Annotated in this window: 27 protein-coding genes; all 27 read left to right on the top strand. The window is 38.1% G+C overall.

Features of this window, described 5'->3' with window-relative positions:
• Nucleotides 1–7 precede the first annotated feature (7 nt).
• A complete protein-coding gene (locus K9L86_07130) occupies nt 8–1,732 on the top strand; it encodes a glutamine--tRNA ligase/YqeY domain fusion protein (protein ID MCF7908622.1) in 1,725 nt (574 codons plus the stop codon).
• Entirely contained in the window at nt 1,686–2,264 is a 579-nt protein-coding gene (locus tag K9L86_07125; protein ID MCF7908621.1) for a prepilin-type N-terminal cleavage/methylation domain-containing protein, read from the top strand. Before K9L86_07130 ends, K9L86_07125 begins: the two co-directional genes overlap by 47 nt.
• 23 nt (nt 2,265–2,287) lie before the next feature.
• Nucleotides 2,288–2,560, top strand: coding sequence for a TMEM165/GDT1 family protein (locus tag K9L86_07120; protein MCF7908620.1), 273 nt, complete (start codon nt 2,288–2,290; stop codon nt 2,558–2,560).
• A gap of 11 nt (nt 2,561–2,571) precedes the next feature.
• Nucleotides 2,572–3,330 carry a zinc transporter ZupT gene (zupT, locus tag K9L86_07115; protein ID MCF7908619.1) on the top strand — a complete coding sequence of 253 codons (759 nt, stop codon included), beginning with the start codon at nt 2,572–2,574 and terminating at the stop codon, nt 3,328–3,330.
• 23 nt (nt 3,331–3,353) lie between these two features.
• Entirely contained in the window at nt 3,354–3,734 is a 381-nt protein-coding gene (locus K9L86_07110; GenBank protein MCF7908618.1) for a hypothetical protein, read from the top strand.
• A gap of 203 nt (nt 3,735–3,937) precedes the next feature.
• Entirely contained in the window at nt 3,938–4,435 is a 498-nt protein-coding gene (locus K9L86_07105; protein MCF7908617.1) for a peptidylprolyl isomerase, read from the top strand.
• 51 nt (nt 4,436–4,486) lie between these two features.
• Nucleotides 4,487–4,822: an RNA-binding protein gene (locus K9L86_07100; protein MCF7908616.1), complete on the top strand. Its 336-nt coding sequence runs from the start codon at nt 4,487–4,489 to the stop codon at nt 4,820–4,822.
• A gap of 81 nt (nt 4,823–4,903) precedes the next feature.
• Entirely contained in the window at nt 4,904–6,013 is a 1,110-nt protein-coding gene (arsB, locus tag K9L86_07095) for an ACR3 family arsenite efflux transporter (protein ID MCF7908615.1), read from the top strand.
• A 99-nt stretch (nt 6,014–6,112) separates the two neighbouring features.
• Nucleotides 6,113–6,787, top strand: a complete 675-nt coding sequence (locus K9L86_07090; GenBank protein MCF7908614.1) for a hypothetical protein — start codon at nt 6,113–6,115, stop codon at nt 6,785–6,787.
• Nucleotides 6,788–6,797: 10 nt separating this feature from the next.
• A complete protein-coding gene (locus K9L86_07085) occupies nt 6,798–9,089 on the top strand; it encodes an MMPL family transporter (GenBank protein MCF7908613.1) in 2,292 nt (763 codons plus the stop codon).
• A 55-nt stretch (nt 9,090–9,144) separates the two neighbouring features.
• Nucleotides 9,145–9,423 carry a GIY-YIG nuclease family protein gene (locus tag K9L86_07080; GenBank protein ID MCF7908612.1) on the top strand — a complete coding sequence of 93 codons (279 nt, stop codon included), beginning with the start codon at nt 9,145–9,147 and terminating at the stop codon, nt 9,421–9,423.
• Nucleotides 9,401–10,414, top strand: coding sequence for a tRNA dihydrouridine synthase DusB (dusB, locus tag K9L86_07075; protein MCF7908611.1), 1,014 nt, complete (start codon nt 9,401–9,403; stop codon nt 10,412–10,414). Before K9L86_07080 ends, dusB begins: the two co-directional genes overlap by 23 nt.
• A gap of 29 nt (nt 10,415–10,443) precedes the next feature.
• Nucleotides 10,444–11,886 carry a B12-binding domain-containing radical SAM protein gene (locus tag K9L86_07070; GenBank protein ID MCF7908610.1) on the top strand — a complete coding sequence of 481 codons (1,443 nt, stop codon included), beginning with the start codon at nt 10,444–10,446 and terminating at the stop codon, nt 11,884–11,886.
• A 54-nt stretch (nt 11,887–11,940) separates the two neighbouring features.
• Entirely contained in the window at nt 11,941–12,135 is a 195-nt protein-coding gene (locus K9L86_07065; GenBank protein MCF7908609.1) for a hypothetical protein, read from the top strand.
• Nucleotides 12,136–12,165: 30 nt separating this feature from the next.
• Complete coding sequence (locus K9L86_07060; protein MCF7908608.1) at nt 12,166–13,341, top strand: DEAD/DEAH box helicase; 1,176 nt, start codon at nt 12,166–12,168, stop codon at nt 13,339–13,341.
• A 13-nt stretch (nt 13,342–13,354) separates the two neighbouring features.
• Nucleotides 13,355–14,023 (top strand): M48 family metallopeptidase, encoded by a 669-nt coding sequence (locus K9L86_07055; GenBank protein MCF7908607.1) that lies wholly within the window; start codon nt 13,355–13,357, stop codon nt 14,021–14,023.
• 200 nt (nt 14,024–14,223) lie between these two features.
• Entirely contained in the window at nt 14,224–14,562 is a 339-nt protein-coding gene (locus K9L86_07050) for a metalloregulator ArsR/SmtB family transcription factor (protein ID MCF7908606.1), read from the top strand.
• Between the two features lie 114 nt (nt 14,563–14,676).
• Nucleotides 14,677–14,904: a hypothetical protein gene (locus tag K9L86_07045; GenBank protein ID MCF7908605.1), complete on the top strand. Its 228-nt coding sequence runs from the start codon at nt 14,677–14,679 to the stop codon at nt 14,902–14,904.
• Nucleotides 14,901–15,224, top strand: coding sequence for a hypothetical protein (locus K9L86_07040; GenBank protein ID MCF7908604.1), 324 nt, complete (start codon nt 14,901–14,903; stop codon nt 15,222–15,224). The genes K9L86_07045 and K9L86_07040 overlap by 4 nt, the downstream gene beginning before the upstream one ends.
• A 70-nt stretch (nt 15,225–15,294) precedes the next feature.
• Complete coding sequence (locus tag K9L86_07035; GenBank protein MCF7908603.1) at nt 15,295–17,490, top strand: KamA family radical SAM protein; 2,196 nt, start codon at nt 15,295–15,297, stop codon at nt 17,488–17,490.
• A 2-nt stretch (nt 17,491–17,492) separates the two neighbouring features.
• Nucleotides 17,493–18,413: an LD-carboxypeptidase gene (locus K9L86_07030; protein MCF7908602.1), complete on the top strand. Its 921-nt coding sequence runs from the start codon at nt 17,493–17,495 to the stop codon at nt 18,411–18,413.
• 9 nt (nt 18,414–18,422) lie between these two features.
• A complete protein-coding gene (locus tag K9L86_07025; GenBank protein MCF7908601.1) occupies nt 18,423–19,499 on the top strand; it encodes a hypothetical protein in 1,077 nt (358 codons plus the stop codon).
• A gap of 12 nt (nt 19,500–19,511) precedes the next feature.
• Nucleotides 19,512–20,087: a DUF2179 domain-containing protein gene (locus K9L86_07020; protein ID MCF7908600.1), complete on the top strand. Its 576-nt coding sequence runs from the start codon at nt 19,512–19,514 to the stop codon at nt 20,085–20,087.
• 141 nt (nt 20,088–20,228) lie between these two features.
• Entirely contained in the window at nt 20,229–21,476 is a 1,248-nt protein-coding gene (locus K9L86_07015; protein ID MCF7908599.1) for an alpha-amylase, read from the top strand.
• A gap of 28 nt (nt 21,477–21,504) precedes the next feature.
• Nucleotides 21,505–21,705, top strand: coding sequence for a LapA family protein (locus tag K9L86_07010; protein MCF7908598.1), 201 nt, complete (start codon nt 21,505–21,507; stop codon nt 21,703–21,705).
• A 10-nt stretch (nt 21,706–21,715) separates the two neighbouring features.
• Nucleotides 21,716–22,405 (top strand): DnaJ domain-containing protein, encoded by a 690-nt coding sequence (locus K9L86_07005; GenBank protein MCF7908597.1) that lies wholly within the window; start codon nt 21,716–21,718, stop codon nt 22,403–22,405.
• Between the two features lie 24 nt (nt 22,406–22,429).
• The gene (gene corA, locus K9L86_07000; GenBank protein ID MCF7908596.1) at nt 22,430–23,512 is read left to right on the top strand and encodes a magnesium/cobalt transporter CorA; all 1,083 of its coding nucleotides are present in this window, start codon (nt 22,430–22,432) and stop codon (nt 23,510–23,512) included.
• Nucleotide 23,513: the final 1 nt, after the last annotated feature.

Genomic DNA, 23,513 nt, shown 5'->3' with positions numbered 1-23,513 from the left:
AGGTTATATGGAAGAATCAAAAATAACTTCTAATTTTATCAGAGATATTATTGATCAAGATTTAAAGGACAATAATCGAGCCAAGGTCCATACCCGCTTTCCGCCTGAACCTAATGGGTATTTGCATATTGGCCACGCTAAATCAATTTGTCTTAATTTTGGTATTGCTCGGGATTATCGGGGAAAGTGTAATCTGCGCTTTGATGATACTAATCCGGCTAAGGAGGATATTGAATACGTTGAATCAATAAAAAGGGATGTTCGCTGGCTGGGTTTTTCTTGGGGTTGGCATAAATTTTACGCTTCTGATTACTTTACTAAACTTTATAAATATGCAGAAAAGTTGATCAAAAAAGGTAAGGCCTATGTTTGTGATTTAACTTCTGATCAAATAAGAGAATATCGAGGAACCTTAATTAAACCCGGTAAAGATAGTCCTTATCGAGATCGTTCAATTGCTGAGAATTTAAATTTGTTCAAGAGAATGAAGGCGGGTGAGTTTGAAGATGGAGCAAGGGTTTTACGGGCAAAGATAGACATGAGTTCTCCTAATTTAAATATGCGCGACCCAGCCCTTTATCGCATTCGTCGAGTGAGACATCATCGCACAAGGGATAAATGGTGTATTTATCCGATGTATGATTTTGCTCATTGTCTTTCTGACTCTATTGAGCGGATAACTCATTCTATTTGTACTTTAGAGTTTGAAAACAATCGTCCTTTATACGATTGGATACTTGACCAGTTGGAGGTTCATCATCCACGTCAGATTGAATTTGCTCGCTTGAACCTTAGCCATACGGTTTTAAGTAAAAGAAAACTTCTAGAATTAGTTGAGGGTAGATATGTAAGTGGCTGGGATGATCCGCGGATGCCGACTTTGAGTGGCCTACGTAGACGTGGCTATACTGCAAGTTCAATTAGGAGTTTTTGCCAAACCATCGGAGTAGCAAAATTTAACAGTATAATCGATATGGTTGTACTTGAAAATACTATTCGCCAAGAGCTAAATAAAACTGCTCCTCGGGTAATGGCAGTGTTGCGCCCCTTAAAGGTGGTCATTACCAATTATCCTGAAGGTAAGATCGAGCAACTCGAAGCGATTAACAATCCTGAGGACCCTGCTATGGGTAAAAGAAAGGTTCCTTTTTCAAAAGTTTTATATATCGAGCAAGGCGATTTCCAGGAAGATCCGCCAAAAAAGTTTTTTCGTCTTTCACCGGGTAAGGAAGTGCGCCTGCGCTATGCCTACTTTATTAAATGCTTGGAGGTGATCAAGGATAAAGCTGGCAGGATAATCGAGTTGCACTGTAGTTATGACCCGGCGACCCGTGGCGGTGATTCGCCTGATGGCCGTAAAGTAAAAGCTACTTTGCACTGGGTTGCGGCTGAAAAATCTTTAAAGGCCAAAATCAGGCTTTATGACTATCTTTTTACTGAACGGGATCCCAACAAGGCTTCGGCCGGCCAGGATTGGAAAACCGGCTTAAATCCTAAATCTTTAGAGGTCATTGACGAGTGTTATCTTGAGCCAAGTTTGAAGAATGCTCAACCCGGCCAACGCTATCAATTTGAAAGAAAGGGTTACTTTTGTGTTGATTCGGCTGATTTGTCTTTAAATAAATTAGTATTTAATCGAATAGTTAGTTTGCGTGATAGTTGGGCTAAAATAAAAAGTAGCGAAGATAAAAAAAAGGAGAGAGATGACAAGAAAAAGCTTCACCCTGATTGAGTTGATTGTGGTTATTGCAATAATTGCTATTCTTGCTGCAATTATCGCTCCCAATGCTTTTAAGGCAATTGAGAAGGCCAAGGTTTCTAGGGCTATAGCTGATATGAAGTCAGTTAAGAACGCAGTTCTTGCTCTTTATGCTGACACTGGCCATTGGCTGGGAGATGATTATTGTGCTTGCGGGGTTTGTTTTATAAGCATAGATGAACCCAGGGCTAATCCGGCTTTTTGTCGTTCAGATATTATGATTAATTTCAGTAATTGGTTAGGTTGGGATGGGCCTTATCTTGAGAAAAATGTCGGACCGAGCCCATGGAATAATCTTTATTTAGTTCAGAACTTTATGAGTCGGGCAGATTCCGATATGCGGTTAATTGTTTTGAATTTTTGTTATCAGGATTCTGGAGTCGTTTGTCCAATTCCTGATGACGCTTATAAACGTGTAGATTCCACCTTAGATGATGGTGATTTGGCGACCGGTAATCTTATCAAGGTGGGTGATAGCATACGCTGGTTGATGATTCATAATTAAATTTATTGACAGAGGAGGAAACTATGGATTGGAAGGTATTTTTAGCTACTTTTGGTGCGATATTTCTTGCTGAATTAGGTGATAAAACTCAAGTGGCAAATCTTTGTTTGTCGGCAAAGTCTAAATCTTGGTTGACGGTATTTGTGGCTTCAGTAGCTGCCTTTGCTGTAGTTACTTTAATTACTGTTTCTTTAGGGAATATTCTATGTAAATATATTCATCCTGAGCATATTAAATATGGATCAGGGGCACTTTTTATCGTAATTGGTATTTTGATGCTGGTGGGAAAAATTTAACTGTGCAGACTATCAGTTTAAATAATATTTGGATACCGCTTTTACTTACCTTTTTGGCTGGTATTTCAACTGGCTTAGGAAGTCTTATTTCCCTATTTATAAAAAATTTTAAGCGAAGCTATCTACAGTTTTTCTTGGGGCTTTCAGCCGGGGTGATGATCTACGTTTCATTTGCTGAATTGCTTGTCTCGGCTATTAGAGATGTAGGTTTTTTAAAAGCAAACATTGCCTTTTTTTCCGGAATTATTTTTATTATGCTTATAGATTTTATCATTCCTCATGAATATATCGAAGAGCACGTTACTAAAGGGGTAAACAATAAGAAACTTATGGCTGCCGGAGTATTTACTGCTCTTGGCTTAGCAATTCATAATTTTCCCGAGGGGCTAGCTGTTTTTATGAGTTCCTTAGGGAGTCTGAAATTGGGAGTAGCAATGGCTTTCGCAATCGCGGTTCATAATATTCCTGAAGGTATTGCGGTTGCGATGCCTATTTTTTATGCTACCAAGAGTCGCAAAAAGGCATTTTGGTATTCGTTTTTGTCAGGGGTGGCTGAGCCAATAGGGGCGATAATTGGAATTTTAATTTTAATGCCTTTTTTAAATCCGGCGGTTTTGTCTTTTTCTTTAGCTTTTGTTGCCGGGATTATGGTATTTATTAGCTTTGATGAGTTGTTGCCGCTTGCTTATGAACACGATGGCAGTCATATTTCAATTTTGGGATTAATTTTAGGGATGCTGATAATGGCTTTTAGCCTTTATCTGTTGTAAATTAACTAAAGGAGGATATCTATATGGGTAAGGTAGTTTTTTTTATTTTTTTAGTTAGTATTTTTTCTTTTACAGTTTTAGCCGAAGGTTTTGAGCAGGTAAATGATGCTAATATGGAGAAATATTTGCTGATAACTAAAGAGGTGAGCCGTTTTGCACCACCAGGGAAGTTTGATCCTTCTAAAGGTGCTGAGATAGCCTTTAAGATTAAGGCTGTATGTGATAAGTATAATGTTTCAATGCTTGAATATGCTACTTTTAGTCAGAAAATAGCTTTGGGTATAGCCCAGATAGAGGGGGTTGACAGCTTTGTGCCGTTAAGCCCTAGCGCTCTTTCACCTGATGAGTCAAAGATAATTAAAAAGTATCTTTCTAAGCTAAAGGCGACGATAAACGAGAAGTGACCATTGACTAAGGCTTTTTAAGGTTAGCTGATAGTGGCGATTTTGTCCTTTTTAATTTTTATTGACAAATATTGATAAAAAAGGTAGTATACTCATGGTTGAAAAGTAGGTTTTTGCTCTGAAGTATCTTGAAGCCGCAAAGTTCCAAGATCGGTAACTTTGTGGTTTTTTTATTTATAGGGGCAAGAGTTACTTAAGGATAAATGAAGATAAATCGTTTGTTATTATTAGGGTTGTTGTTGATGACCCTTTGTGTAGCATGTGCCAAGGAGAAGAAAGTGGCAATTACCGAAGGAAGTAAAGTATCTTTTGATTATACTTTAATGATAGATGGAAAAGTGGTTGACAGCTCTAAAGATCGTCAGCCTTTGGAATATACCCAAGGTTCCGGTCAAATTATTCCCGGTCTCGAAAAAGAGCTTTCAGGCTTAACCGTTGGAGATGAGAAAACTGTAGCAGTTCCTCCTGAGGAAGGCTACGGACAAATAGATTCAAGTAAATTTAGTGAGGTTCCGAAAACGTCTTTACCGCCTGAATTGGAACCGCAAGTTGGAATGGTGCTTGCTATGCAGGGGCCAAGCGGCAAACCCCTGCCAGTCAAGATTTCCGATGTCAAGGAAGATCTGGTAGTGCTCGATCTAAACCACCCACTTGCTGGTAAACAATTAAATTTTGAGGTAAAGATTATTTCGGTTGAATAGTATTTAGGTTCGCAGTATGCGACCTAAGGTTTAGGAAAAAGGAGATTTGGAATGGAAGAAGAAAAGAAGATTTACATTGGTAACTTGGAGTATGGCGTAGGTGAAAATGAGCTTAAAGCTCTTCTTGACGAGAAAGGCATTGCTGCAAAAGAAGTAACGGTGATAATTGACAAATACACCGGACGTTCAAAGGGTTTTGGATTTGCCGAATTCGAAACAGCTGACGATGCACAGAAAGCAATTGATGCTTTAAACGGTCAGGATTTAAATGGAAGAGCACTAAAAGTGAACAGAGCACAAAAAAGAAAGCCGCGCAGTGATTTCGGAGGCGGAAGCGGAGGCGGAAGCGGAGCCGGCGGCGGACGCGGTAGAGATAGACGCTACTAAAAAACAACGTTTATGACAGTTTAAGGGCATAAGGAATATAACTCCTTGTGCCCTTTTCTTTTTAAAGCTAAAAATTAGCGTATGAATAAATGTAAGATCAGATCATCAAACCAAATCGAACCAGATTTGGGTTTTTTTGAAAGATATTTAACTTTGTGGGTTTTTGTCTGTATCGGTCTAGGTATTTTGCTCGGAAAATTGTTTCCTCAGGCAGCGGTGAATCTAGAAAGCCTTTCTATTTATCAAGTTTCAATTCCAATCGCGATCTGTTTATTTTTTATGATTTATCCGATTATGGTCAAGATAGATTTTGCCGAAGTAGTTAAGGCTGGTAAAACTCCTAAGCCAGTTATTCTTACTTTGGTTGTTAATTGGTGTATTAAGCCGTTTACGATGTTGGCGATAGCAACCTTATTCCTTGGTGTAATATTTAAAGGCTCGCTTGGCGGATTTGAACTCATTAAGGGTGGCGCTCAGGTTGAACTCTATCGTTCTTATATATCTGGTTGTATACTTTTAGGCATTGCCCCTTGCACGGCAATGGTTTTGGTTTGGGGCCATTTAGCTAAAGGCAATGACGGTCACACCTTGGTTATGGTTGCGATAAATTCGCTGACAATGTTATTTTTGTATGCTCCTTTGGGTAGTTGGCTTCTTGGGGTAAACCAGATGCCGATTCCTTGGCAGACTATTGTTCTGTCGGTTGTGGTTTATGTTGGCCTACCGTTAGTTTTAGGGTATTATTCAAGGAAATTAATCATAGCTAAAAAAGGGGTTATTTGGTTTAAGGAGAAGTTTTTGCATTTCTTAACTCCGGTATCAATTGGAGCCTTATTAATTACCTTGATTCTTTTATTTTCATTTAAGGGTAACTTAATCGTTAAGCAGCCACAAGTAATAGTTTTGATCGCGATACCGCTTTTTATTCAGACCTGCTTTATTTTTGCTTTGACCTATTTGGGAGCTAAATGGCTTAAATTACCCTATCGAGATGCCGCTCCTTCGGCGTTGATAGGAGCTAGTAACCATTTTGAAGTAGCCATAGCGACTTCAGCAATGCTTTTTGGTCTATCTTCAGGAGCTTCATTGGCAACAGTTGTCGGAGTTTTGATTGAAGTTCCGGTAATGCTTATGTTGGTGAAGATATGCTTGAAAACCAGAGGCTGGTTTGCTAGTAACCCTATTAATTGAGAGATTGCTTAGCCTTAAGTCAATCTGGTTAGTCATCAAAAAATTAGGTTTGATTTATCTTGAGGTTTGATGTAATATAGCAATGAAACATAGCTATTTATGAATAAAATTAAGACCTTTTTTGTTGTTGCTTTAATTCTCACGGTAACCCTCATTTCATACCATTATATCCAGCGCTATATTAACCAGAATAAAGTTTTGAGGAAAGTTATTGCTCGTCTTGAGGCTGATTCGAGGATAGCCGAGGTTTTGGTTACCGGAGTAAATTATAACGAAAATGAAAATAAGCTTTACACTACAATAAAATTTCTCGAATACGATGTTGACGGAAATCCCCTTGAACCTAAGTATTTTACCTTTTCGGGAAATATTATTCAGTTCCAATCTTTAGTTATAAGATTTGATGATATTCATGTTAAAGCTGGTGATGCCTTAAAGGGTAAAAGTGCCTTTTTATTTTGGAAGGTATTTATGCTTGACGGTAGCAATACACAAGAATACGAAATAACTCATATTGATAAGGTGCCTCAAGGCTATAAGGTAGATGAAACCGGAAGTGCTTTTGAGCGAAAATTGTGGAAAAAGTTTTGGGAATATGCGCTTAATCCTAAGAAGGGTGAAAGCATGGGCATAAAGAACGCTCAAGTGGAAGCTCCTGGGACGATGTTTGTTCCGGGCATAGTCTATACGATAAAGATTGAGCATGATGGTGGTCTAAGGATCGATACTTTTGCTATACCGGAAGTATTAAAAGGAGAAAGTATCTGGAAGTGAACCAGCAATCATGGTAAAGTTTTTATTTTCTAAGATTAAAAAGTCAAAGTTAATAAATCGATTAATTGCCAAGTATTCTTGGCAGCTTTTGTTGTTTTTCGGTTTAACTATAGTAGCCCTGCTTATTCTATTTCTTACCGTTGATCTTACCCCTCATGTAGATGGTGACTTCTTTTTTTCAAGCGATGAGCCAAAGTTTCAGTATGACAAGATGATTTCTAAAGTTTTTCCCGACCAGGAGCAGGTTATTATTAGCGTAACTGGCGATGTTTATTCTTCAGAGTATATTGAGCGACTGGACTTATTTACTGAGGTTCTTTCAGCGGTTAGCGGTGTGTCTAGTGTAAAGGGCTTAACTCGCGGCCCAAAAAACCTTGATGATGCCTTAGTGAGCCCGCTTTGGAAGCGTCTTTTAGTTTCTGAAGATGGTAAATCTTCAAATTTAATTGTTCTTTTAGAAGATGTCTCGCCGCAAGAGATTGTACCGAAATTTGAGGAGGCGATGGATCTATTCGCTACTGATTATTTTCAGCTAAAGATTGCCGGAGTTCCCTATGTGGTTGAAAATATCCGGCGTAACCTATTAAGAGATTTTAGGTTTTTTAGCGCTATGGCCTTTTTGATTTTTGGGATAGTGATTATGTTGATATTCCGTTCACCGAAGATACTTCTTGGAACTTTACTATCCTGTATTAATGCCTGTGTGCTTACTTTAATTATCTCTAATCTGTTTGGAATAAGAATAGGAATTTTAACGGTTAACTTAGTAACGATAATTTTTGTTTTAGCCCTCTCACATATTGTGTTTCTTACCTATAGCTGGCGTTATGCCGGCCAGAATTTAGAGCTTAGTCCTCCAGAGTTTACTGCTAAAGCGGTAAAAAGTACTTTTACTGCTTCGTTTTGGTGTATGGTAACTACCCTTTTGGGATTTTTAAGTCTTTTGTTTGTCCAGGCAAAACCGTTGCGTGAATTGGGGGTTACCGGATCAATCGGAACCTTGGCCGCAATTGCCGTTGTCTACGGGGTTTATCCTTTATTTCTTAAATCAATGCGGCCGGTGAAGATTAAGGCTGAAGAAACTAATAATAGAAAAGTTAGTTCTTATTTGCTAGGACATTCAAACTGGGTTATTATTGGAATACTTTTTTTGTTTATTGTCGGATTGCTAGGCTTAAGCAGTTTGAATACCGATCCGAGTTTGTTGTCTTATTTTAAGGGTAAAACCGAGCTACGCCAAGGTTTGGAGTATATTGATCGTAATGGTGGCAGTAGTCCGTTTAAGCTTGTTCTACGGGATGCTGGTGGCGGCAAGCTTACTGATAATATAGTTTATAAGAGACTTTGGAGACTTCAGGAGGCGCTAGAGGAAGATCGTTCGGTTGGTAGCATTGTTTCACTTCCGGTAATTATGGCCGAAGGCAGCCGGGCGCCGTTAGCTTTTTTGCTTAATTGGGAAAGTTTACTGAAAACTATGGGTCAGGAAAAATACCATAGGATTGCCAGGAGTTTTGTTACTGACGATCGGATTTCCGGTTATTTTTTTATCAGGATGAAAGAGGCTGATCGTAAAGCGTCAAGAATCATGGTTATTGAAAGAATTAAGAAAATAATTCACGAACACGGATTTATTCCTGAAATGCAGGGCGGGGTATATGTGTTACAGGGCGAGCTTTCAAAATTAGTCGCTTCAAGTCTTGTCTATGGGTTGGTGAAATTAATATTATTTTTTATAATCATCGCCTGGATAGTTTCGCGTTGTTTTGGAATATCTTTGGCGATGGTTTTAAGTTTATGTATTCCTCCGGTTTGCATGCTTGGAGTCGTTGGTCTAATGAAAGTTCCTTTAGACATAATATCAGCCCCGGCAGCTAATGTAGCTATTGCTATGGGTATTGATTCGATGATTCACATGGCAATTTTTGTTCGTCGTCGGATGCGAAAAGGCGTTAAGAGCCGGATAGCGTGGAAGGAGGCTCAAGTTAGGCTTTGGGAGCCGATAGTCGGTTCAGTATTTATAATTTCCGCTGGTTTTGGCATATTTGGTATATCATCATTTCCGCCTACTCAGCGTTTTGGCCTCTCAATAGTTTTAGGAACGATAGTGGCGGCCTTGGCGGCAATTTTTGTTTTACCGGCTATAGCCGAGATCCCAGTATTAAAGCGAGTCAGTTCAAAGAATACATCAGCTGGGCTCAAGCGGGTTTTGCCGTATCTTGCGGTGATTCCGAGAGCCTTAGGTAAATTAAGACGGCATTTTAGTTCTTTGCTTGATAAAGGTATGGATAAAGATGTGGATTGATTTCTTTGACCTTTCAGTTACTGCCCACCGAAGGCTGTAAACTATCTAATATCTGATGGCGAAAATCAAAAGAAGTGGTAGGCATTTTGTTTATATTGTCGAATGTTCTGATCAGACTTACTATACGGGATATACTCCGGACTTAGAAAGACGTCTTAGGTTACATAATCAGGGTAAGGGGGCCAAGTATACCAGAGACAGAAGGCCAGTTAAGTTAGTTTGGTTTAAGGAGTATAAATATTTTAAAATAGCTTTTTTGAAGGAGCTAAAGATAAAAAAATTAAGCAGGGCTAAGAAGGAAGAATTGATCGGTGTTAGAAAAATTAAAAAATAGTTTAAAAATAGGTAGTTCTAGCAAAAGCTTTATGCTTCCGCGGATAATGCTTGCTCCCTTATCGGGGGTAAGCTCTTTGCCTTTTCGCAAGCTGAATCGAGAAGCCGGATGCAAATTTGCTTTCTTGGAGATGATTAGCGCTCGTTCTTTGAGTTATTCAAGCCGAAGAACTCTTGAGATGCTTTCTACTGAAAAGAGTGACCAGCCTCTGGGGGTACAGTTATTAGGAGATGATTCTTACGACATACTAAAGGCCTTAGAGAAGTTAAGGGATTTTCCTTACGGTATTTTAGATCTTAATGCCGCTTGCCCGCGGAGAAAAATAACCAGCAATGGTAAAGGTGCGGCTTTACTAAAAAGCCCGAAAAAGCTCCAAAAGTTGCTATCGAATATGGTTAAGGAAGCTAATCTTCCGGTTACGGTTAAGTTACGTCTGGGTTGGGACAGTGCTAAGAATATTGTTAATATAGCAAAATATGCTCAGGATGCTGGTATTGCCGGGGTATGCTTACATGGGAGAACTCGGGAGCAAGGCTATCGTGATTCGATTGATTATTTGAGTATAGAAAAGGTAAAAAAAGCTTTATCGATCCCGGTTATTGCTAGCGGTGATATTTTTTCGGCAAGTAAAGCAAAAGAGATGTTTGATCAAACTAATTGCGACGCAATTATTGTAGCCCGCGGGGCCTTGGGTAATCCTTGGATATTTAAAGAGATTGAAGAGTTCTTAACTAAAGGTAAGGTTGTAGCTCGGCCAACCATAAAAGAAGTAGCGAAAATGATGAAAAAGCATTTAGATTTATCAATTGGTTTTTATGGTGAACGAATCGGTACAGTTGAATTTCGTAAATTTTATATCTGGTACACCAGAGGTTTTTTAAAAACAAAGACTTTAAGAACTAGTACTCATCAGGCTAAAAGTCGGCTGGAGATGTTCAAGCTGATTAAGGATTTTTCGGCTATTGCAAAGTCTCCAATTAGCCTTGCTTAAGTTTATTTAATCTTATACAATGTATCTTTATGAAATATAAACATGCTTTATTTTTGAACCCCTATGTTAGGAGCTCGGCGATAAGCTCAATGATGCTTTTTCCGCCAACTGGCTTGGAATATGTGGCCACTAATGCTAAGGATTCAGTAGGCAAAATAACTCTCCTTGATTTAAGATATGAGAAAGAGCTATCGGTCATTGACAATCTTTTGGATTTTATAGCTAAAGAAATAGATCTTGTCTGTGTTGGGGTTAGCTGGGATCGTCAACTCAAGGAAATCTTCGATTTGTTGAATTTAATACCTACGGGTAGGCCGTTGGTCGTAGGTGGCTATCAAGCCAGCGAAAAGGTTGAAGAGTTTTTTAATAATTGTCCGAGAATAGACATCATTGTTAGAGGTGAAGGCGAAGAAACCATAAAAGAAATCGCCCCCGGAGCTCGGTTCGAGGATATTCTGGGTATTTCTTATCGGGCAGATGGAAAAATAATACATAATAGTAATCGGCCATTACCGGATATTAATAGTATTTTCCCGCCGGACCGAAGCCTAAGACGTAGCGAGTGTCGCCTGATGCTTAATGGCATTAATGTAACCAATGTAAGCTTTGATACTGTGTTGAGTTCTCGAGGTTGTCCCTATAATTGTAAATTTTGTACTTTTAGCTTAAATCCTCTCGGTCAGAAGCGGAGCTATGCAGTTCGGCAAGTTGAGCTTGTTGTTGATGAGATTGAGAAGATGACCGCGAATGCGATAATTTTCAGTGATGAAAATTTTTTCGTTGACGTAAAAAGAGCCGAAAAGATCTGTGATTTGATAATTTCTCGCAAAATAAAGAAACGGTTCGTAGCCCAGGCTCGGATTGAAGTAGCCCAGCATCCTAAACTATTAGACAAAATGGTCAAAGCCGGGTTTAAAACGCTGCTTATTGGCATTGAATCGCCTCATGATTGGATACTTGCGCAAATTGATAAGGGTTTTGACTCCAAGGCAGTGAGAGAAGCCTTTTCGGTGTTTAGAAAATACCCACTTTACTATCATGGTTATTTTATTTATGGTAATATTGGTGAAAGCGAGGAAGAGATGTTATATATAGCCCAGTTTGCAAAGGAGATCGGGGTTGATTCTTTTTCTTCCCAGAAGTTGAGAATTGAGAAATTCTCGCCGCTCAAGGAGCTAGCCTTAAATACTCCCGGCTACCATGTTACTGACCGAGGCGAGCTTTATTCCGATACCTATAGCCATGCGGCTTTAAAAAAGATTGGACGGAGAATAAAGTTTTCTTTTTATACACCATCGCGATATTTAAAAATGTTATGGAAGGGGATTTTTGTAATAAAGTTTTTCAGTTTTAAGGAATTATTGGCACTTCTTTTTGTAACGCCAAGGATATTGTATAGTGTTATCGCTAGAGAAGTAGAGAAAAGTCGTCTTGCCGATACTTTAAAGCGTTTATTTATAAAAAATGTTTAATGAAACTTACTCAAAGCAAAAACGAAATTAGATTTTGGGTTTAGCTGAATTATTATGTTTAGTTTTTTATTAAAAATATTATTTTTTTACTTGATCGTTAGTTTTCTTTTTAGAATTATTATTTTTTTTATCAGTCTTTTTGCTAGCCAGGTTAAGCCTAAGTCTCAGCCAAGAGGTTATCAAAAATCAAAAAAACAGCCACCTAAAAATAAAAATGTGGTTGATGCTGAATTTAGGGAGATAAAATAAAGAGCCATATTAAAACACTCGGTTAAACTTATGAAATTTAGCGAACTTAATTTACCAAAAGCGATTATGAACTCGTTACAGAGGATAGGGTTTAACGAGCTTACCCCGATACAGGAAGCAACTTATCCTATTATTTTGACTGGGCGCGATATCTGTGCTTTGGCTGAGACCGGATCTGGCAAGACCAGCGCTTGTGCAATTCCGCTTATTCAGAAAGTCGACTCGAGCAGTAAAACTATTCAGGGGTTGGTTATTGTGCCTACGCGTGAGCTTTGTATCCAGTATGTTGATGAGATACATAAAATTGCACTTAAAACTCCGGTTGCAATTCTTGCCGCTTACGGCGGTTTTGATAAGTCAATACAAGTAGCTAAAATTAAGCATGGGGTGCATATTTTGGTAGCTACTCCTGGCCGGCTTACTGACTTAATGTACGATGGGGTAGTTAATCTGGCCGATGTTAAATGCGTGATCTTAGATGAGGCTGATCAATTGCTTGATGATGGATTCCTAGAGGGAATTGAGTTTATCCTTTCTTGTATTAGACATGAGCATCAGACACTTATGTTTTCGGCCACGATGAATGATAAGACGAAAAAACTTGCCAATGATTGTCTCAAAAACCCGGCCCAGATATCACTGATTAATGAACAGGCTATACCAGAAAGTATTGGGCACTATTTTATTTATGTTAATCGTGAAGCAAAAGAAAAAGCACTCCTTGACTACTTGCAGCGTGAAAGAGTTAATCAGACGATCATTTTTTGTAATGCTCGCCATATGGTGGATAAGTTGCACAAGGTTTTACGCAAGCATCTTCGCGATGCCGAATATATTCACGCTGGCCTCGAGCAAGGCAAGCGTTCTTCGATAGTACGACGTTTTCGGGCTCAAAAGATTCGCTACTTAATTGCAACTGATGTCGCTGGCCGCGGTCTCGATTTTTCTCATGTTTCTCATATTATTAACTGGGATTTTCCTCGTGGTGAGCAATATACGCATCGTACTGGCCGAACTGGTCGGATGGGCAGGAAAGGTCTTGCCCTATCTTTGATAACTGATCGCGATATCCTTGCTTTGAGGGAAGTGTTACGTATTACTAAAATTACACCTCATTGGTTTGGATTAGATCCATTGAAGCAATCCGGTAGACCGATACATTCCAGCCATCATCCAGGAAGGCGTTATCGACCTCCGCGACGTTAGAATATTAAATAAAATGGAAAAAGTTAAGGTGGATAAAATAATAAGGTCAAGGCGTCGGACTTTGTCTCTTGCCATAACCCAAGATGCTCAATTGATCGTGAGAGCTCCTTTTGGTATTTCAGATAAGTTAATTAAAGATTTCGTTTCGCAGAAAAAGGAGTGGATTGAAAAGAAGCAGGAAATTGCAAAAAAGCGTAAGGCTCAAACTAAAACTAAACAATTTATTAATGGAGAAGAGTTTTTTTATTTAGGCAGTCCTTACAGGTTCAGAGCTTTGGATCGAAGGGATATAGTCTTAACTGAGTATTTAGAGTTTCCAAAAAGTTTATTACCTCAGGCTCGGAGCTGTTTAATTGAGTGGTATCGAGCCAAAGCGCTAAATAAAATATCAGAACGTTTAGATTTTTTTGTAGAAGTGACGGGTTTAAGATACAAGTCATTAAGAATATCAAATGCTTATAAAAGATTCGGATCTTGCAGTGCAAGTGGGAGGTTAAACTTCGCTTGGCGTTTAATAATTGCGCCACTGCAAGTTATCGATTATGTTATAGTGCATGAATTGGCGCATCTTGAGGTAAGAAATCACTCCCGAAGATTTTGGAGCAAGGTTAAAACGATAATTCCTGATTATAAGAAATATCAAAGATGGCTTAAGGAAAATGGACACTTACTTGTTGTTTAAGAAAAAAGTAAACCTTACTATTCCTGCTAGAATACTTTTAAACAATTCTAAATATAATTTTCCACTTGCCTGTATTTTGTCGCCTTCGGTGCCCTTTATTAACTAAGCCCAGGGCCTATTTTCTTAAAAAGAAAAAATAAATATTGACAACCTTTTTAACCGATGATATATATACGTATATACCAATAAAGGAATGTTATATGCGAAAAGTAAATCTAAAATCATTACGCCAGATATTTAAAGCCTGCTCCGATGATACGCGTCTAAGGATAATAAATGTGCTGGATGAGAAAGAACTTACCGTTAAAGATATATGTGTTGTTTTAAAAGTAAGCCAGCCTACGATTTCCAAGCATCTAATGAGGTTGCGCCTGCTTAAGCTAGTTTTTGACCGGAGAAAGGGCAACTCGGTTTTTTACCGGCGCAATAAGGATCTTAATTCTCCTCAATGTCGAATTACCGATTTTATTGTTTCTCAGTTTAGAGCTACTAAAACTTTCGCCAGTGATAAAAAAGCAACTCGTCGAACTAAAAGATAAAATGTCTTACCTAACAGTTTACACTCTTCAATAAAAAGTATGGAAACTATAAACTTAATGTCGGTGGAGCGGTCCATTAAGAATATAGGAGTATTTGGTTAAAAGGAGGTATAAATGGTTAAAAAAACCAAATGTCCGGTTTGTAAAGAAAATGTTGAGATTGAAGAAGGTTTGGGGATTGCCGATATCCTTAATTGTCAGGGTTGTTTTGCAGAGCTTAAATTAACCAAGCTTAATCCGGTAGAGCTAGAGGAAGAAATCGGCACCTGGGATGATTACGTGGATTACAGTGAGGAGGAAGAAGATTTTAACGGAAAAGGAGAAAGGGAGGAATGGTCATGAAAAAATATTTAACATTGTTGTTGGTTATGATTTTGGCTGGGACAACTTTTGCTTTTGCTCAGGAAGATGATTCAGTGTTGCTTAAGGGTAAGATAGAGCAGATTTCCGAGGACGGTAGCTATATTACTGTTGGTGGTCAAAAAGTGCTAACTACTAAAGAGTTAGTAGAAGAGGCTTATTTTGAGCTTGGAGATAATGTGGAAATTAAAGCCGAAAATAGCCAGGAAGGTTTGCGGGCTTTGAGCTATGAGTATATTTATGATGAAGAGTTAGGATACGATGATGACAGCGAAGAAGTTTATCCTGACCAAGATTATTAGAGAGAATGGAGATATCATAGGGTAATTTATAATTTTCCCGGGTGGACTTTTACCTGAGTGAGGAGGAAAAATGAGCAATAACTTGGATGCTGAAACTTTCCTTGAAGAGGAACCTGGCGGACCTAGTTATGAAACTGTAAATTATCACAACAAAACTCTTGATGTTGGGAGAGAGTATTATGATCCTAAAGAGTTTATTAACAACATTGAAGACCTTTCTCGATACCTACCTTTAGATAAAGAACAGATTTGTCGATTAAAGAAAGTTTCTGATGCTTACCATTTGAAAATTCCTTTTTACTACTTTTCCTTAATTGAAAATACCTCTGATAACTGCGATCCGATTGGAAAACAATGCATACCTAATTTTGATGAGCTTAGCCAAGGTTCCTTTGAAAGCAAGGATCCTTTAGCTGAGGAAAAGAGTTCTCCCTTAGATTGCTTAGTACACCGCTATCCTGATCGGGCACTGCTTTTAGTAACTAACCGTTGCTTTATGTATTGCCGCCACTGCACAAGAAAAAGAATATGGAGCAAAAAAATAAATGAACCAACCCTAGAAGATATAGATAGAGCCTTAAATTATGTGGGCCGGAATCCGAAAATTAGGGAGATAATAGTTTCCGGAGGAGACCCTTTAACTTTACCTACAGAACGGCTAGAAGCTATACTTTCAAAAATTCATTCTTTTAGTAATATTGAGGTTGTCCGTATCGGTACGCGTACTCCGGTTGTTTTCCCTCGGCGGATAGATGATCGGCTTTGTGAGATGCTAAAAAAATATGACAATGTTTGGGTTAATGTCCAGTTCAACCACCCTAGAGAAATTACCCCTCAGGCAGCTTTAGCTTGCAGAAAACTACAAAAAATAGGTATTCCTGTAAGCAATCAGTCAGTATTGCTTAAGGGGGTGAATGATAACTTGCAAGTGATGAGGGATTTATGTCAGAGACTACAAGCGATAAGGGTTAGGCCATATTATTTATTTCAGTGTGATCCGGTTAGCGGGACATCTCATTTTCGAACATCACCTTGGCAAGGTAGAGAAATTATCAAAAAAATGCAGGGGTTTACTAGCGGTATGTGTGTACCGACTTTTGTTATTGATGCTATAGGCGGGAAAGGTAAAATCCCCTTTGGTCCTGATTATTTGGTTTCAGATTCTGACCGAGGAATGATATTAAAAAATTATAAAGATGAAATATTTTTTTATCAGGATACTCCTGTTCAGCCAGAAGCAATAACTAATTCTAAAAAAGTCCGCTCAGTGAATACAATAGGTATAACATTTAATCTTAAAAATAAGGATGCTGGCGAGAACCATGAGGAATACGACGAAATTGAGACCATTGAAAGCATAAAGAAAGAAATAGAAAAATACGGTTTCAAGGTAGTTATTTTTGAGCAGGATGATAATTTTCTAAAACGATTGTTGAGTCAAAGGCCGGATTTCGTTTTTAATATCGCCGAAGGCAGAGGGGATAAGAGGGGGCGTGAATCGCAAGTTCCGGCAATCCTTGAAAGCTTAGATATACCCTATTCGGGATCAGATCCAGTCGCCTTAGGAATCACTCTAGATAAATACCTAACCAATAGATTATTAAAATCAGCAAATATTCTGGTTCCAGAGATGGCTATGATTAAGGATGTCAAAGATTTAGAAAATTTAGGAAATATTTTTGGAGGAAACGGGTCATTTCTTGTAAAGCCGCGTTGGGAAGGTTCTTCAAAGGGAATTTTTCTTAATTCTTTAGTCAGCAACTTTGATGATTTAAAAAAGAGAGTAGAGGAAATAATTTCGAAATATGAACAGCCGGCCTTGATAGAAGAGTTTTTGGAGAGAGATGAGATTACCGTAGGAGTTTACGGCAATGAAGTTCCACAAATTCTAGGAATGATGAAAATAGTGCCTAGGGATAAGGCTTGCAAGAACTTTCTCTATTCTCTTGAGATCAAACAGGATTGGCAAAATAAAGTTAAATATGAGCCACAGGAGAGTATTTTAAAAAATATTCAGAAAATAATTGAATTTTATGCTATAAAGGCATATAAAGAATTAGAATTAAAGGATATGGCGCGTATAGATTTTCGCCTTGATACTCAGAACAAACCTAAGATAATAGATATTAACCCTTTGCCTGGTCTCTCATCTTCGTATGGTGATTTACCAATTCTTTACAAATTGAAAGGTAACAGTTACAATAGTTTAATAAGGTTGATTTTGCAAGATTCATTTAATCGTTATGGTTTTAGCTTTGATAGGTAAAAATGCGTAAGCCTCAAAAATTAGAACTTGGTGATACTATCGGTATAGTAGCTCCGGCAAGTTCTTTTGATGTGGATAAATTTAAAAGCGGCGTTGAACTGCTTAAAGAGCTAGGCTATAAAGTTAAATATGAACGAGTAATTTTTGATCCGAAATGGTCTAAGCCCGATCATGATCGTCAGCGGGCCATGCAGATAAATCGGATGTTTGCCGACAAAGAAGTGAGAGCTATTTTTTGTGCTGAAGCCGGTTACGGTTCAGCCGAAATTATACCCTACCTAGATGAGAAAACTATTAGAAAAAATCCCAAAATTTTTCTCGGGTACAGTGATATAACTATTATCTTACTCTATTTGCAAAAATTGGCTAAGATGGTTGTTTTTCACGGGCCGATAGTTTCCGGGGAGATTTATCAAGGAATGCATCAGCTGACTCTTGAATATCTGCAAAGGCTTTTTAGTGAAACTAAGCCTTTGGGAGAATTGAAATTCCCCCAGCTGATTGCTTTTAAGCTGGGAGTAGCTACCGGTAAGCTGGTTGGCGGCAATATGTCTTTAATCATTGATTCAATAGGTAAGTCTTACCGAATAAGGACTGCCGGCAGCATTTTGTTTTTAGAGGACGTCAACGAAGACTTTAATACCATTAGAAATTATTTTTTTCGTCTCAAGCGTTCAGGGAAGTTTAAAAATATCAAGGGGTTACTTTTAGGCAGAATGCTTGACTCTTCAGGTAAAGACCATGATTTACGTAAACTAATAGAAAAGTTATTTAAAGGACAGGATATCCCGGTATTGTATGGATTTCCTTCCGGGCATTTGCGTTTGCGCGGTGGGCTTCATGTTACCTTGCCTTTGGGACTTCCGGTAACTATCGATGCTGATAGGCTGTCATTAACAGTTGCCGAAAGTGCAGTTGTTTAAAATAAGATAATGAAAAGATACGATTTTGGTTTGACTTGGAGTGGTAATATCAAGGAGAGGTTTGTTGTTTTACTCCAGGCCGCTTGCAAGCAAAGAAAACTTTCTTTCCTTTGGATATCTAAAGATAATGTAAGGCAAGTGGCTCGGGATCTTGATCAAAGAAAGCTTGTAATCAAGGCTTTACTGGACACCGAGGCTACCTATAATAAAAAAGGCGATATCTACACTCGTATTTGCTATGATGTAAAAGATAGCGGTGGGGTGGTTATTAATGATCCTGATCGGGCCCAGAGTGCAATTGATAAATCAGCAATGCACTATGAGTTAATCAATGCCGGGATTATGGCTCCCTATACAGTTGTTGTTCGTAACTGGGAACCGACTACTTTTAGGCTTCCCGATGAGGAGAAGAAGAAACTAGGGGTTCCTTTTGTAATAAAGCCGGCGCTTGGCTATGGTCAATTAGGTGTTATTCGTGATGCTCGGGGCACAATTCGAGAAATTGCTCAAGCTCGGAAGTTTGACCGAGGCGATAATTTTTTACTACAGGAGAAGATTGTTCCTATCCAAATAGAAGGAAAACGTGCTTGGTTTCGAGGGTTTAATGTATTTGATACTATAATACCTTGCTGGTGGGATGATCAGGCTAATCGTTATGAACATATAGGTTATGAAGAATTTAATAAGCATAGTCTTTTCCCCTTAGCCAAGATAGTTTCTAAAATTGCTTCGATAACCCGGATGGCTTGGTTTTCAAGTGAAATAGCTATTGATGAAAAACAGGGAAAAAAGCGTTTTTTAGTCATAGATTACGTTAACGACCAATGCGATATGACTTCTCAATCTGAAACTCCTAGTGGTGTACCCGATCAGATCGCTCAGTTTACTGCTAATAACATCGTTGATGCTGCCCAGCGGTTTATTAATAATAAAAAAATCAGCAAAAGATATTCAATTTTTCTTAAGGATGCAATGATTGAAATAAGGGGGCTAGGTAGTTCTCCGGAATTGCTAAAGCAGGCTGGGCCCAAAGCACATTATTTTTATAATAACTGGCGTAATAAAATATTAAAGATTTTTCGCTAAATCGAGAAAGTTATGGAAATAAATTATATCTTAATTCCGTTTTTGATTTTTCTAGCCCGCATTATCGATGTTACTATCGGCACTATCAGGATTATATTTGTTTCCCGGGGGATAAGATTCTTGTCAGCCGTATTGGGTTTTTTTGAAGTTTTAATTTGGCTTATAGCTATTACTCAGATAATGAAGAATCTAAGCAGTGTAAGCCATTACATCGCTTATGCCGCTGGGTTTGGTATGGGAAACTTTGTGGGCATTTCTATAGAAAGACGAATTCTAATGGGTAATCTTATGATTCAAATAGTAACTAAGAAAGATGCCGTAGATTTAGTGCAGTTTATGAGTAAGCAGGGTTATGGCGTCACCAGTATTAATGCTCAAGGTAAAGATGGACCGGTTAAAGTTATTTTTAGTGTGGTTAAACGCAAGAATTTAAAAAGGGTTATACAAATAATAAAGAAATTCAATCCTAATGCTTTTTATACCATAGAAGATATGCAGTTTGTAACTGAAAATAATCTGTTCCCTCTAGGCAATCCGCATAGAAGATTTTTACGAAAACATAATAGTTCGTTTTTAAAAAGAAAATAGCAATACCGATAGATAAATACGGAAATAATGCTCTAATAGAGAGGTTCGTTTTTCAACTAAAAGGCTTATTGAGAGGTTGAGAAAAGAAAATTAGAGAAGAATCATAAGTGGTATGTTAGCTATATTTCTGATTGAGGTTGAATGGGTAATGTCATTTTACATGCTTTTAACTGGAAATTTAAGGAAATAGAGAAACAAGCAAAAGAGATCAGCAGCTTTGGTTATTCCGCCATACTTATTTCGCCGCCTACCTTTAGTCAGGGTAAAGAGTGGTTTTATCGCTATCAACCTTTAGATTACCGAGTTATATTCTCGCCTTTGGGCAATCTGCAAGAATTAACCTCTTTGATTCAAACTTTAAAAAAAAATAATTTAAAAATCTATATCGACGTAGTCTTTAACCACATGGCTCATCGTAGAGATGATAATTTGGATTTTCCTGGTAAAGATATTCTAGACCAGTATCAGCAAGATCCAGTTTTTGCTAGAAATCGTCTATATGGTGATTTATCAAAGGATATCTTTTCAGCTGAGGATTTTAGCCACAAGACTGATACCGGCCTGTCGGATTTAGATCCTGACAGTCAAAGGGTGATTTCTGCCCAAAAAGAATACCTTAGGGCTTTAAAAAAAATAGGTGCTGACGGGTTTCGGATTGATGCGGCTAAGCATATGTCGATAGAACATATTAAAAAAGTTTTTACCGAGGAGATAACCCGAGGTTTATATATTTTTGCTGAGATAATTCCTGAGTTACATAGAATTTTCTTAAAAGATTTTTTAAAGAGAGTTGACTTTTCAGTCTATGATTTTAATCTTTTCTATTCAATGCGTAAGGCCTTAAGTATTGAGGGTAGTCTGGAAGCTTTAAAAGAACCGGATCAGCTGGACCGTTTCCGAAGTCTCACTTTTGCCATAACTCATGATATCCCTAATAATCAGGAGATGAGACAACTTATCTTTGATTCTAACGATCCAAATAGAATAGATGAAAAGATTGCTTATGCTTATATTATTGGCAGAGATGGCGGAGTCCCGTTAGTTTATTCTGATAAAGGAAAAGAAGGTGGAATGCATTCTGATCAGTGGAAAGATGCTTACAAGAGCAAGGATTTACTAAAGATGATAAAATTTCACAATCTTCTATCGGGGAAGACTATGCAGATTGTTTCAGCCGGAAAATGCCATCTTATATTTAGCCGGGAAGGTGACGGTATCGCGGTATTTAATAAGTGTACCGAATCAATCCAGGTTGAGGTTGATTCCAGGACAATACAGGGAAAATTCATAAACATTGACAATAACAAGAAAAAGTTCAATATAGTAACTGATAACTATTCATTTAATTTACCACCTAGGTCATTTCAGCTATTTTTGAGACAGACATAAAATCGCCATTATTAAGGAGGTAGCAATAATGAAACTAAAGAGGATAATACTATTAGTGCTAGGGTGTTTATTATTAATTATTTTACTGCAGAATACGCAAGTAGTTACTTTGAGATTTTTATTCTGGAAATTAAGCATGTCACGGATTATCTTGTTGCCGCTAGTCATAGTCATCGGTTTTTCCCTGGGTTTCTTTATCGGAAGAAGATCTTCCAATCGGAAAACTTAGAATATAGCTAATGAATACCAAAGATTACTACACAATTTTGGGAGTTAATCGGCGGGCCAGCCAGGGAGAGATAAAATCGGCATACCGAAAGCTTGCTTTTAAGTATCATCCTGACCGTTGCCCGGAAGAGAAGAAGAAAGAATGCGAAGAAAAGTTTAAGGATGTCGCTGCCGCTTATTATGTTCTCGGAGACCTTAAAAAACGCAAAGAATATGATGATTATAAAAAAGGGACCTATACGTTCAGGAGCGGCCCTGGCTCCGGGGATTTTGCTTCTCAGACTGGATTTGATTTTGATGATTTAATGAAACATTTCCAGGATATCGGCGCTAAGAAATCAAGGCCAGGAAGAAGTAGCAGTCAGTATTTCTTTTTTGATGATTTAGCTGATATTTTTAAAGATGTGCATTCAGCCGGCAGTCATGCTGGTGGTAAATATACAACGTATGACTTTAATAATGCCGGTTCTTTTCAGAAGGTTGATACCGACACCCTCGCTAATTTAAATGTTCCGGTAAATATCGCTAATCGCGGTGGTGAAGTAAAGTTTAAAATGACTGATGGTAGAGCGATTACTTTAAAGATAAATCCAGGTACGAAGAATGGCCAAAAACTAAGATTAAAAGGTTTAGGCCGAATGTGTCCTTGCTGTGATCACAGGGGTGATTTGTTTATTATGGTCGGAATAAGGCGTAACTGAAGATTAAATTTTTGGGAGGGACTTATGGCTAAATTACTAAAAAAATTATCTAAAACTGCCGGACATATTCCCGGTGATTTAGTTCACGTGGGGGAAAGAAAAATTGATAAAGTGAAGATATCGGTAATTGATTATGATTCGGTGAACTTTCAAGAAAAAGAAGTTAAGAGCATTGAAGAAGTTTTTCCTTTCAAAGATACCCCCACGGTTACCTGGGTGAATATCGACGGTTTGCACGATACAGAAATAATTACTAAGTTAGGGGAGCGGTTTGAAATGCACCCCTTGACTATGGAGGATATTGTTAACACTGGCCAGAGGCCTAAGTATGAAGATTTTGATAAGTATATTTTTGTGGTTTTAAAGATGTTTATGTTTAAGGAGAAGAGCAAAGAAGTTGTTTCGGAACAGGTTAGTTTAATTTTTGGGAATAACTTTGTTATTTCTCTGCAGGAAAAAGAAGGTGACGTATTTAACCCGATCCGCGAGCGGATTCGTAAGGCCAAGGGTAGAATTAGAAAAATGGGCGCTGATTACCTTGCCTATAGCCTTCTAGATTCAGTGGTAGATAATTATTTTTCGATATTGGAGAAGATTGGTGAAAAAATAGAGGAGATGGAAGAGAAAATTATCGCTAATCCTGTACCTAAGACTTTGCAAATGATTCATCGCTCAAAACAGGACATTATTTTCTTGCGCAAATCAGTCTGGCCTTTGCGTGAGGTAGTTAATGCTTTGGAACGTAGCGAATCAAAGCTGATAGCAAAACCGACCCGTATATTTTTGCGTGATCTCTATGATCATACCATTCAAGTTATCGATACCGTCGAGACTTATCGGGATATGGTTTCCGGGATGCTTGATATATATATGTCTGGCGTAAGTAATAAGATGAATGAGGTTATGAAGGTTTTGACTATAATTGCTACCATTTTTATCCCGATCACTTTCGTGGCTGGTATTTACGGCATGAATTTTGATCCTAAGATATCACCTTGGAATATGCCTGAGCTTAGCTGGAAATTCGGCTATTTTGGTGCTTGGGGAATTATGATTTTAATTGCCTTAACTATGCTTATTTATTTTCGGCGCAAGAAGTGGATTTAAT

Source organism: Candidatus Omnitrophota bacterium (genome assembly GCA_021735655.1).
Lineage (GTDB): Bacteria > Omnitrophota > Gorgyraeia > Duberdicusellales > 4484-171 > JAHKAJ01.
Note: the sequence above shows the minus strand (reverse complement) of the source record. Positions and strands in the feature narration are given on the sequence as shown.

What these genes read in the sequence shown, in the direction of transcription:
- K9L86_07130 (MCF7908622.1), top strand. Translation starts at nt 8, where the DNA reads ATGGAAGAATCAAAAATAACTTCTAATTTTATCAGAGATATTATTGAT.
- K9L86_07120 (MCF7908620.1), top strand. Translation starts at nt 2,288, where the DNA reads ATGGATTGGAAGGTATTTTTAGCTACTTTTGGTGCGATATTTCTTGCT.
- K9L86_07110 (MCF7908618.1), top strand. Translation starts at nt 3,354, where the DNA reads ATGGGTAAGGTAGTTTTTTTTATTTTTTTAGTTAGTATTTTTTCTTTT.
- K9L86_07105 (MCF7908617.1), top strand. Translation starts at nt 3,938, where the DNA reads ATGAAGATAAATCGTTTGTTATTATTAGGGTTGTTGTTGATGACCCTT.
- K9L86_07100 (MCF7908616.1), top strand. Translation starts at nt 4,487, where the DNA reads ATGGAAGAAGAAAAGAAGATTTACATTGGTAACTTGGAGTATGGCGTA.
- arsB (MCF7908615.1), top strand. Translation starts at nt 4,904, where the DNA reads ATGAATAAATGTAAGATCAGATCATCAAACCAAATCGAACCAGATTTG.
- K9L86_07090 (MCF7908614.1), top strand. Translation starts at nt 6,113, where the DNA reads ATGAATAAAATTAAGACCTTTTTTGTTGTTGCTTTAATTCTCACGGTA.
- K9L86_07085 (MCF7908613.1), top strand. Translation starts at nt 6,798, where the DNA reads ATGGTAAAGTTTTTATTTTCTAAGATTAAAAAGTCAAAGTTAATAAAT.
- K9L86_07080 (MCF7908612.1), top strand. Translation starts at nt 9,145, where the DNA reads ATGGCGAAAATCAAAAGAAGTGGTAGGCATTTTGTTTATATTGTCGAA.
- K9L86_07070 (MCF7908610.1), top strand. Translation starts at nt 10,444, where the DNA reads ATGAAATATAAACATGCTTTATTTTTGAACCCCTATGTTAGGAGCTCG.
- K9L86_07065 (MCF7908609.1), top strand. Translation starts at nt 11,941, where the DNA reads ATGTTTAGTTTTTTATTAAAAATATTATTTTTTTACTTGATCGTTAGT.
- K9L86_07060 (MCF7908608.1), top strand. Translation starts at nt 12,166, where the DNA reads ATGAAATTTAGCGAACTTAATTTACCAAAAGCGATTATGAACTCGTTA.
- K9L86_07055 (MCF7908607.1), top strand. Translation starts at nt 13,355, where the DNA reads ATGGAAAAAGTTAAGGTGGATAAAATAATAAGGTCAAGGCGTCGGACT.
- K9L86_07050 (MCF7908606.1), top strand. Translation starts at nt 14,224, where the DNA reads ATGCGAAAAGTAAATCTAAAATCATTACGCCAGATATTTAAAGCCTGC.
- K9L86_07045 (MCF7908605.1), top strand. Translation starts at nt 14,677, where the DNA reads ATGGTTAAAAAAACCAAATGTCCGGTTTGTAAAGAAAATGTTGAGATT.
- K9L86_07040 (MCF7908604.1), top strand. Translation starts at nt 14,901, where the DNA reads ATGAAAAAATATTTAACATTGTTGTTGGTTATGATTTTGGCTGGGACA.
- K9L86_07035 (MCF7908603.1), top strand. Translation starts at nt 15,295, where the DNA reads ATGAGCAATAACTTGGATGCTGAAACTTTCCTTGAAGAGGAACCTGGC.
- K9L86_07030 (MCF7908602.1), top strand. Translation starts at nt 17,493, where the DNA reads ATGCGTAAGCCTCAAAAATTAGAACTTGGTGATACTATCGGTATAGTA.
- K9L86_07025 (MCF7908601.1), top strand. Translation starts at nt 18,423, where the DNA reads ATGAAAAGATACGATTTTGGTTTGACTTGGAGTGGTAATATCAAGGAG.
- K9L86_07020 (MCF7908600.1), top strand. Translation starts at nt 19,512, where the DNA reads ATGGAAATAAATTATATCTTAATTCCGTTTTTGATTTTTCTAGCCCGC.
- K9L86_07015 (MCF7908599.1), top strand. Translation starts at nt 20,229, where the DNA reads ATGGGTAATGTCATTTTACATGCTTTTAACTGGAAATTTAAGGAAATA.
- K9L86_07010 (MCF7908598.1), top strand. Translation starts at nt 21,505, where the DNA reads ATGAAACTAAAGAGGATAATACTATTAGTGCTAGGGTGTTTATTATTA.
- K9L86_07005 (MCF7908597.1), top strand. Translation starts at nt 21,716, where the DNA reads ATGAATACCAAAGATTACTACACAATTTTGGGAGTTAATCGGCGGGCC.
- corA (MCF7908596.1), top strand. Translation starts at nt 22,430, where the DNA reads ATGGCTAAATTACTAAAAAAATTATCTAAAACTGCCGGACATATTCCC.